The following is a 9,707-nucleotide window of genomic DNA, read 5'->3' on the forward strand; positions in this document are numbered from 1 at the left end:
GATAAAGGAGCGGTCGCCATGTTGGGGCTCAGCTGGCTGTACGACGCCATCCTGACCATCTATGCCCTCAGTGTGCTGGCGTACTTCTCGGATTTTCTGCAGCGCAACCGGAAGGCCAATCGCTTTGCCTTCGGGTTGCTTTCTGCTGTTTGGACGCTGATGACCTTTTTCTTTCTGGGGCGGGCGTGGGAGAAGCAGTACCTGCCCCTCGTCACCTTGTTTGACACCCTCTTTTTCTTCAGCTGGATGCTGGTCAGCCTGTCGCTCGTGCTCAACTGGTTCTACCGCGTCGATTTGTTCGTCTTTTTCGCCAATGTGGTCGGGTTCGCCTTTTTGGCCTTCAGCCTTTTCGCCCCGCAGGAGACGACGCCGGAGGGCTTGGAGCACCTGCGCTCCAACCTCTTGTGGCTGCACATCAGCATGGCCTTTTTCAGCTACGTGGCCTTCTTTTTGTCGGCCATCTTCTCGGCGATGTACCTGTGGCACGACCGCATGCTAAAACGCAAGGACTGGCATCCGCGCCTGTGGCGCTTTCCCAGCCTTGAGGTTCTCGACCGCTTTGCCTTTCGCCTGGTGGCCGTTGGCGTGCCGCTCTTTCTCCTTGGCCTCATCCTCGGGGCCATTTGGGCATACTGGAAGATACCCGGAAACTTCTGGCTCGACCCGAAGGTGCTGGCCTCGCTGGCCGTGTTGGCGATGTACGTGGCGTATCTGGTTCGCCGCTTGCGCCACCAGTGGCCGGCCAAGCGCCTGGCGGAGTGGAACCTGATCGCCTTTGTCGCCGTCTTGGTGAACCTGCTCGTGTCGGCGGCCTTTTCCTCGTTCCACCTGTGGCTGTAGGAGGCGACGGGCATGCCGCCCTTGTATCCGGTCTTTTTGAACCTGCAGGGCCGCCCGTGCCTCGTCGTCGGCGGGGGCGCGGTGGCGGAACGGAAGGTGCACGGCCTCCTGGCCGCCGAGGCGCGGGTGACGGTGGTCAGCCCGGCGGCAACGGACGCGTTGCGGACCCTTGCCGAGCGGGGGGCGATTCGCTGGTTGGCGCGCCCCTTCGAACCGGACGACGTCTCCGGCATGGCCCTCGTCGTGGCGGCGACGAACCGGCCCGAGGTGAACGCCCGGGTGAGCGAGGCGGCCCAGCGGCACGGCGTGTGGGTGAACGTCGTCGACCAGCCGGAGCGGTGCACCTTCTTCGTGCCGTCGGTGGTGCGGCGCGGCGACCTGGTGCTGGCCGTCTCCACCGGCGGGGCCAGCCCGTCGCTCGCCCGGCGCATCCGCCGTGAGCTGGAGGCGCGCTACGGCGACGCCTATGCGGGGTACGTGGCCAACCTCGCCGCCCTTCGCGCCTACGTGCAGGATCGCGTGGCCGACGAGGCGACGCGTCGCGCCCTCCTCGCCCGGTTTGCCGACGACCCCTGGCGCGCGGCGGCCCTCGCCGAGGACGCCGACGCGTGGCTGGCGCGGGCCAAGGCGTGCGTCGACGCGGAGCTCGGGCCGGCCGGCGAACGGGTGCCGGCGGATGCGGCGGAAGTGGCGCGCGATGCCGAGAACGGAGGATGACCGATGCGAAGGATTGTCGTGGGGACGCGGCGCAGCGCCCTGGCCATGACGCAAACGCAGTGGGTGATCGAGCGGCTGAAAGCCCTCGGCACCGGGCACGCGTTTGCCGTGCAGCCGATCGTCACGAAGGGCGACCGCATTCTCGACGTGACGCTGTCCAAAATCGGCGGCAAGGGCCTGTTCGTCAAGGAGATCGAACAGGCGCTCCTGGACAGGGAAGCCGATCTGGCCGTACATAGCCTAAAAGACCTGCCGGCGGAGCTGCCCGACGGCCTGGTGATCGCCGCCGTTCCGCCGCGGGAAGACCCGCGCGACGCCCTCATCTCCCGCGACGGGCGCCGCTTCGAGCAGCTGCCCGCCGGGGCGGTGGTGGGCACGAGCAGCCTGCGCCGCGCCGCCCAGCTCCTCGCGTGGCGGCCCGACGTGCGCGTGGTGCCCTTGCGCGGGAATGTCGACACGCGCCTCAAGCGCCTGGAGGCGGGCGACTTTGACGCCATCGTGCTCGCCGCGGCGGGCCTGGCGCGCATGGGCTGGCTCAACCGGGTGACGGAATTCCTGCCCCCCGAGCGGGTCATCCCCGCCGTTGGCCAGGGGGCCCTCGCCGTGGAGTGCCGGGCCGACGATGACGAGGTGCTCGCGCTGGTGGCCCGCCTCAACGACCGCGACACGGAGCGGGCGGTGCGCGCCGAGCGGGCCTTCCTGCACCGCTTGAACGGCGGCTGCCAGGTGCCCCTCGGGGCCCATGCCGTGGTCGAGGGCGACCGCGTGCGCCTGACCGGCTTTGTCGGCGCGCCGGACGGCTCGCGCCTGATCGTGGAGACGGCGGACGGAACAGAAGCCGAGGAGGTGGGCGTGGCCGCGGCGGAGCGCATCCTCGCCCGCGGCGGCGACGCCCTTTTGGAGCAGGTGGGAGAGGGGAGTCAGCAATGAGCGACGTGCGAACGGAGCAAGCGGTCTCCGCGGCGGCGACGGCCGCGCGCGGTTCAACTGGCCCGGGCAAGGTGTTCCTCGTTGGTGCCGGGCCCGGCGACGCCAAGCTGATCACCGTGCGCGGGATGGAGGCCCTCGAGCAGGCCGATGTGATCCTGTACGACCGCCTGGCCAATCCGCGTCTCCTGGATTATGCCCGGGACGACGCCGAGCGCATTTACGTCGGCAAGATGCCCGACCGGCACACGCTGACCCAGGAGGAGATCAACGTCCTTCTCGTTGAGAAGGCCCTCGAGGGCAAAACGGTGGTTCGCCTCAAGGGCGGCGATCCGTGCGTCTTCGGCCGTGTGGGGGAAGAGGCCGAGGCCCTGGCGGCTCATGGCATTCCCTTTGAGATCGTCCCCGGCATCACCGCGGGCATCGCCGTCCCGGCCTACGCGGGAATCCCGGTGACGCACCGCGACGTCAACGCCACCGTCGCCTTCGTCACCGGCCACGAGCGGCCGGACAAGGAGACGTCGTCGATCAACTGGGCGAAGCTGGCCACGGCGGTGGACACCCTCGTCTTCTACATGGGCGTGGGCAACCTGCCGTTCATCGTCGAGCAGCTCCTGGCCCACGGCCGCGCGCCTGATACGCCGGTGGCCGTCATCCGCTGGGGCACGCTGCCGGAGCAGGAGACGGTGACGGGCACGCTGGCGACGATCGTCGAGCGGGTGCGCGCAGCCGGCCTCAAGCCGCCGGCGATCACCGTCGTCGGCGACGTGGTGCGGTTGCGCGAAAAGCTGGCGTGGTACGAGAAGAAGCCCCTCTTCGGCAAACGGGTGCTCGTCACGCGGGCGCGGGCCCAGGCCAGCGACCTCTCCCGCCTCATCGCCGAGCTGGGCGGCGAGCCTGTGGAGTTTCCCGTCATCCGCCTCGTGCCGCCGCGCAATCCGGCGCCCCTCGACGCGGCCCTCGACCGCCTCGGCGACTTCGACTGGGTGATCTTCACGAGCACAAACGGCGTGGCCTTCTTCTTCCGCCGCCTGCGGGAGCGGGGCATTGACATCCGCACCATGGCCAGGGCGCGTGTCGCCGCCGTGGGTCCGAAGACGGCGGAGGCCCTCGAGGAGAAGGGGATGCGCGTCGAGCTCCTGCCCCAGCGCTTTGACGGCGACGCCCTGGCCGAGGCCCTGGCCGGCAAGGTGAAGGCCGGCGACCGCGTCCTCCTGCCGCGGGCCGACATCGCCCGCAAGGCCCTGCCGGAGGCGCTGCGGGCCCTCGGGGCCGAGGTGACCGAGGCCGACACCTACGACAACGTCATCGACGCCCGCGGCGCCGACGAGGTGGCGGCCCTCCTGCGCGAGGGGCGCATCCACGTCGTCACCTTTACCAGCTCGTCGACGGTAAGGAACTTCGTCGAAGCGCTAAAAGACCATGACGTGCCCGCCCTCCTCGACGGGGTGACGGTGGCCTGCATCGGCCCCGTCACGGCGAAGACGGCGGAAGCCCTCGGCCTGCGCGTCGACGCTGTGGCCGAGGAGGCGACGATCGAAGGCCTGGTTCGGGCCATTGGAGGTGGAGCGCGATGAGCTTTGCCCGCCTGCGCCGGCTGCGCCGCACGCCGGCTCTGCGCGCCTTGGTGCGCGAAACGCAGCTGTCTGTGGACGACCTGATCTATCCGCTGTTTGTGGTGGAAGGCGAAAATATTAAAGAAGAAGTGCCGTCGATGCCCGGCGTCTACCACTTCTCCCTCGACCGCCTGGACGAGGAAGTGGGCGAGGCGGTCCACCTGGGCCTCAAGGCCGTCATCCTCTTCGGCGTGCCGCGCCACAAGGACGAGGTGGGCTCGGAGGCCTACGCCGAGGACGGCATCGTCCAGCGAGCCACGCGCCGCATCAAGGAGCAGTATCCCGACCTTGTCGTCATCGCCGACACCTGCCTGTGCCAGTACACGAGCCACGGCCACTGCGGCGTGGTGGAAAACGGCGAGGTGCTGAACGACCCCTCCCTTGAGCTCTTGGTGAAGACGGCCGTCTCCCAGGCGGCGGCCGGCGCCGACGTGATCGCCCCGTCAAACATGATGGACGGCTTCGTCCACGCCATCCGCAAGGGCCTTGACGAAGCGGGGTACACCCACGTGCCCATCCTCTCCTACGCGGTGAAGTACGCCTCGGCCTTTTACGGCCCGTTCCGCGACGCGGCCCACTCCGCGCCGCAGTTCGGCGACCGCAAGACGTACCAGATGGACCCGGCCAACGCCCGCGAGGCCCTGCGCGAGGCGCGCGCCGACGTGGAGCAGGGGGCCGACCTGTTGATGGTGAAGCCGGCCCTGGCCTACCTCGACATCATCCGGCTCTTGAAGGAGCACTTCGATCTCCCCGTGGCGGCCTACAACGTGAGCGGCGAGTACAGCATGGTGAAGGCGGCGGCGGCCAACGGGTGGATCGACGAGCGCGCCGTGGTGATGGAACTCCTCACCGGTATCAAGCGGGCCGGCGCGGACCTCATCCTCACCTACTTCGCTAAGGATGTGGCCCGCTGGCTCAAAGGAGGCGAGTAGCATGAGCGTGCAGACGATGGACGCCCTCGACCGCGAGCTTTTGAACCTGCTGCAGGAAGACCTGCCCCTCGTGCCGCGCCCGTACCAGGCCCTCGCCGAGCGCCTCGGCACCACGGAGGACGACGTGCTCCGCCGCGTGGCCGAGCTGAAGAAGACCGTCGTGCGCCAGATCTCGGCCATCTTCGACACGCGGGCCCTCGGCTACGCATCCAGCCTGGTGGCCGCCCGCGTCAAGCCGGAGCTGGTGGACGAGGCGGCGCAGGTGATCAACGAGCACCCCGGCGTCAGCCACAATTACAAGCGCAACCACGCCTTCAACCTGTGGTTCACCATCGCCGTGCCGCCCAACAGCCGCTTCGGCCTGGAGAAGACGGTGGAGATTCTCGGTCAGCGCGCCCCGGGCGTCGAGTCGATCCGCCTCCTGCCGACGCTGAAGCTGTTCAAGATCGGCGTGCAGCTTGACGTCACCGGAAAGGAGGACACGGCAAAGGCCAAGGCCAAGCCCACCTACACCGACGAGGACCGCCGAAACGCCGACAACCGCCTCTCCGACCTCGACATCGCCATGATCCGCGAGCTGCAGAAGGACCTCCCGGTGACGGCGCGTCCCTTCGACGAGTGGGCGCAGAACATCGGCATCACCACCGAGGAGCTCCTCGCCGGCGCGGAGAGCCTGAAGAAGCGCAAGCTGATGCGCCGCTTTTCCGCCGTGCTGCGCCACCGCCAGGCCGGCTTCCTCTTCAACGGCATGGGCGTGTGGAACGTGCCCGACGACAAGGTGGAAGAAGTGGGGCCGAAGATGGCCGCCTTCAAGGCCGTCAGCCACTGCTACCTGCGCCCGCGCTACGAGGACTGGCCCTACAACATCTTCACCATGGTCCACGGCCGCTCGCTGGAGGAATGTGAGGCCATCCTGAAATCGATTGAGGAGGAGACGGGCATCACCGACCGGATCGTGCTCTACTCCACGAAGGAGTACAAGAAGACGCGCGTCGAGTACTTCACACCGGAGACGTACGAATGGGAAGCGAAAGTGGCGGAAGAGATGGGGTTGTAAAGCGGAATTCCCCTGTTCCACGGTTCCTACGCGCGGCGATCCGCCGCAGGCAATGGCGGGTCGCTTGTTTTTTGTGTCGTCGACCGGCAGTGTTGCAAAAACTCCGGCAGGTCGACGACACTTCTGCAAAATCCTTTCTCCAAAAAGCCCTCTTGCGGCGCGGTCTTCAGTGGTGTACAATACTTTCGTAAGATTTTGCGAGCTTCGCGCTCACACTTATCCCCTTGTTGGGGCAAGGTTTTTGGGGTTTGGAGCCTACCTATGAGGGATTGGAACCTGTTTTCGAATCAAGCCGCGAGAACCATGCCTCTTGGTTTGGAGCCTACCTATGAGGGATTGGAACTGTCTTTGGTACTGGCCGCCTCTTTCGCGATGATATTGTTTGGAGCCTACCTATGAGGGATTGGAACATCTTCTTCGCGTCAGCTAACGCCTGCTCCGTGGCGCGTTTGGAGCCTACCTATGAGGGATTGGAACACGCGACGACCCACCCAACGGCTGGAAAGCCGGGCGAAAGTTTGGAGCCTACCTATGAGGGATTGGAACCCTTCAAACGGGGCATAACCAACACCACCTTTCACTAGTTTGGAGCCTACCTATGAGGGATTGGAACCCCGTTAGCGTCGTAAGTGAGTTCAACGTTACGCGTATCGTTTGGAGCCTACCTATGAGGGATTGGAACCGCCGAAGGACACCCGTCTGGGCGTACACGGCATAGGTTTGGAGCCTACCTATGAGGGATTGGAACGTTAGACGACAAGGCGGTCAATACGTCGGATAGGAGAGTTTGGAGCCTACCTATGAGGGATTGGAACGGTTGAAGGTGAGGGTGAGGAGGCCGAGGCTAATGCGTTTGGAGCCTACCTATGAGGGATTGGAACATCATGGAAAACCGCGCCATACCGCCCCCTCCGCGGGTGTTTGGAGCCTACCTATGAGGGATTGGAACCACGATGGACGAGCTGTTCGAGGCAGCACGTGCGAAGGTTTGGAGCCTACCTATGAGGGATTGGAACGCTACTTCAATGGTACTGGGAATACCAACCGTATCACGAGTTTGGAGCCTACCTATGAGGGATTGGAACGCGCAAGAAAAAGCGCCGCGTGGGGCGCTCTTCTCCTCGTTTGGAGCCTACCTATGAGGGATTGGAACCCGGACATCATCGAGGTGTTCGGGCAGAACGTCATCGACGTTTGGAGCCTACCTATGAGGGATTGGAACTGTTTTCACTACGTGAAAACAAAATCGGGCGTGGGCAGTTTGGAGCCTACCTATGAGGGATTGGAACCCGTCGATAACCGCAAGCCCAGCAAAGCGCCAGAGCTTGTTTGGAGCCTACCTATGAGGGATTGGAACATGGTCATGTTGTCTCCCTCCTAGTTCGTTTTTTTGGTTTGGAGCCTACCTATGAGGGATTGGAACTCGGAGCCGTAGGGGTTCGCCATCACGCGTCACCCTGTTTGGAGCCTACCTATGAGGGATTGGAACAGCTGGCCGGGGTTCCGAACTACACCGAGGTGTACGGTTTGGAGCCTACCTATGAGGGATTGGAACGACCACCAACGCATTGCTTCAGCAAACGACATTTCGGGTTTGGAGCCTACCTATGAGGGATTGGAACACACGTATCGCCTCCTGCGCTCGCGTGGCATTCCCGTTTGGAGCCTACCTATGAGGGATTGGAACCCGGTCGCCCTCGGACCGCGAGCGCAGGGTCGGCCCGTTTGGAGCCTACCTATGAGGGATTGGAACGATCTAGAGCATGGTACCGATCCCATAGACGCTCGATCGTTTGGAGCCTACCTATGAGGGATTGGAACTGCCCCTGCTGGTACATGAAGGCGATTTGCTGAATCGGTTTGGAGCCTACCTATGAGGGATTGGAACTTAAGGTTGCGCAGAAGCAAAAGGGAGTCGGTATTACCGTTTGGAGCCTACCTATGAGGGATTGGAACCTGACCCAGTAGTTATACCCGATGCCAGCCCATCCGGTTTGGAGCCTACCTATGAGGGATTGGAACGAAGACGGCGAAGAGGGGGCCCGCGAGGCCGTCCGCGTTTGGAGCCTACCTATGAGGGATTGGAACACGAGGTGGAGTTTCGGGAGGACACCGACGAGCAATGTTTGGAGCCTACCTATGAGGGATTGGAACGTCCGCCGTCCGGCAGACCGGCGCACCCGTCTTTTCCCCCGGTTTGGAGCCTACCTATGAGGGATTGGAACATCGGCTCCCGCATGTCCGTCTCCACCTGAAGGGAGCGTTTGGAGCCTACCTATGAGGGATTGGAACCGTTTGAAGCCAAAAAACTGAGGGAGGGGTTGTGATGAGTTTGGAGCCTACCTATGAGGGATTGGAACACTGCACTGGTGTTCTTCGTCGTCGTGGACTATGTATCGTTTGGAGCCTACCTATGAGGGATTGGAACCCCCAAACAAGGGCAACAAAAAAGCCCGGCTCATTGGGTTTGGAGCCTACCTATGAGGGATTGGAACAGTATACAAAGTAGCGGCCGATGATAAACCCTTCGTGTTTGGAGCCTACCTATGAGGGATTGGAACAGGGGAACATCTACGTCTACCGGGCGGTCATGACCATTGTTTGGAGCCTACCTATGAGGGATTGGAACGCCGGGAACGCGTACATTGAGGCGGTCCGGCCGACGAGTTTGGAGCCTACCTATGAGGGATTGGAACATGATATCCTCTGCCGGAATGTCGTCGTACAGGACGGGTTTGGAGCCTACCTATGAGGGATTGGAACGCCGGTCGGCCTCGACACCGTCCTCACCGTCTGTTGCGTTTGGAGCCTACCTATGAGGGATTGGAACCTGGGGATCACCGATGATGTCCAGCTTGTCAAGGTTGGTTTGGAGCCTACCTATGAGGGATTGGAACTGTTCAAATCGGCCACGGAGATTTACGACACCACGTCCGTTTGGAGCCTACCTATGAGGGATTGGAACGGGCTCAGCAAGACCGTCTCGTCGATTTTTGTCGCTGTTTGGAGCCTACCTATGAGGGATTGGAACTTCCTGCGAATAAGCCTGCCGTAAACAAAAAAATACGCGTTTGGAGCCTACCTATGAGGGATTGGAACCGCTATCGTTCCAGTAATCCTCCCGACTTCCGCCGAGTTTGGAGCCTACCTATGAGGGATTGGAACAACTTTGGAACGTGAGCGAAAACACGATCCGCACGCTCAGTTTGGAGCCTACCTATGAGGGATTGGAACCCCCGCACCAAAAACGGCTGAGAGAGGCATTTCCGCGGTTTGGAGCCTACCTATGAGGGATTGGAACCCACTCCCGTGGGCCGCTCCGAAGACTTGAAGCTGCCCGTTTGGAGCCTACCTATGAGGGATTGGAACATCCGTTTGGCGCCGTGCTCCCGCGCCATCGCCAGTGCGTTTGGAGCCTACCTATGAGGGATTGGAACATTCTCATTGGCGATCAGGATGATGAGGAGTTCATTGTTTGGAGCCTACCTATGAGGGATTGGAACACGCGGGACAATTTTCGCGCCTTCGCGTTTGCCCCGTACAGTTTGGAGCCTACCTATGAGCATTCCTGTAATGAAACATGCGGGGGTTTGAGCAAATGAAAACCTCCTGATATCG

At 63.0% G+C, this 9,707-nt stretch carries 6 protein-coding genes and 1 CRISPR repeat array; all 6 genes read left to right on the plus strand.

Annotated features, from left to right (window positions below; genetic code table 11):
• The first annotated feature begins 18 nt into the window (after window positions 1–18).
• The 6 genes from IEX61_RS07015 to ahbA all read left to right on the plus strand — a co-directional run bounded on the left by IEX61_RS07015 (window position 19) and on the right by ahbA (window position 6,089).
• Window positions 19–840 carry a cytochrome C assembly family protein gene (locus IEX61_RS07015; protein ID WP_054673236.1) on the plus strand — a complete coding sequence of 274 codons (822 nt, stop codon included), beginning with the start codon at window positions 19–21 and terminating at the stop codon, window positions 838–840.
• A gap of 12 nt (window positions 841–852) precedes the next feature.
• Entirely contained in the window at window positions 853–1,557 is a 705-nt protein-coding gene (locus tag IEX61_RS07020) for a precorrin-2 dehydrogenase/sirohydrochlorin ferrochelatase family protein (RefSeq protein WP_188817305.1), read from the plus strand.
• 3 nt (window positions 1,558–1,560) lie between these two features.
• The gene (gene hemC / locus IEX61_RS07025; RefSeq protein WP_188817307.1) at window positions 1,561–2,487 is read left to right on the plus strand and encodes a hydroxymethylbilane synthase; all 927 of its coding nucleotides are present in this window, start codon (window positions 1,561–1,563) and stop codon (window positions 2,485–2,487) included.
• A gap of 125 nt (window positions 2,488–2,612) precedes the next feature.
• Window positions 2,613–4,061: a uroporphyrinogen-III C-methyltransferase gene (cobA, locus tag IEX61_RS07030; protein ID WP_229725759.1), complete on the plus strand. Its 1,449-nt coding sequence runs from the start codon at window positions 2,613–2,615 to the stop codon at window positions 4,059–4,061.
• Window positions 4,058–5,032, plus strand: coding sequence for a porphobilinogen synthase (gene hemB / locus IEX61_RS07035; RefSeq protein WP_188817312.1), 975 nt, complete (start codon window positions 4,058–4,060; stop codon window positions 5,030–5,032). The genes cobA and hemB overlap by 4 nt, the downstream gene beginning before the upstream one ends.
• 1 nt (window position 5,033) lies before the next feature.
• Window positions 5,034–6,089 (plus strand): siroheme decarboxylase subunit alpha, encoded by a 1,056-nt coding sequence (gene ahbA / locus IEX61_RS07040; RefSeq protein ID WP_188817314.1) that lies wholly within the window; start codon window positions 5,034–5,036, stop codon window positions 6,087–6,089.
• Between the two features lie 246 nt (window positions 6,090–6,335).
• A CRISPR array of direct repeats spans window positions 6,336–9,592; the repeat unit is 30 nt; unit sequence GTTTGGAGCCTACCTATGAGGGATTGGAAC.
• The last annotated feature ends 115 nt before the right edge of the window (window positions 9,593–9,707 follow it).

Origin of the sequence: Calditerricola satsumensis (assembly GCF_014646935.1) — a bacterium.
Taxonomy (GTDB): Bacteria; Bacillota; Bacilli; order Calditerricolales; family Calditerricolaceae; genus Calditerricola; species Calditerricola satsumensis.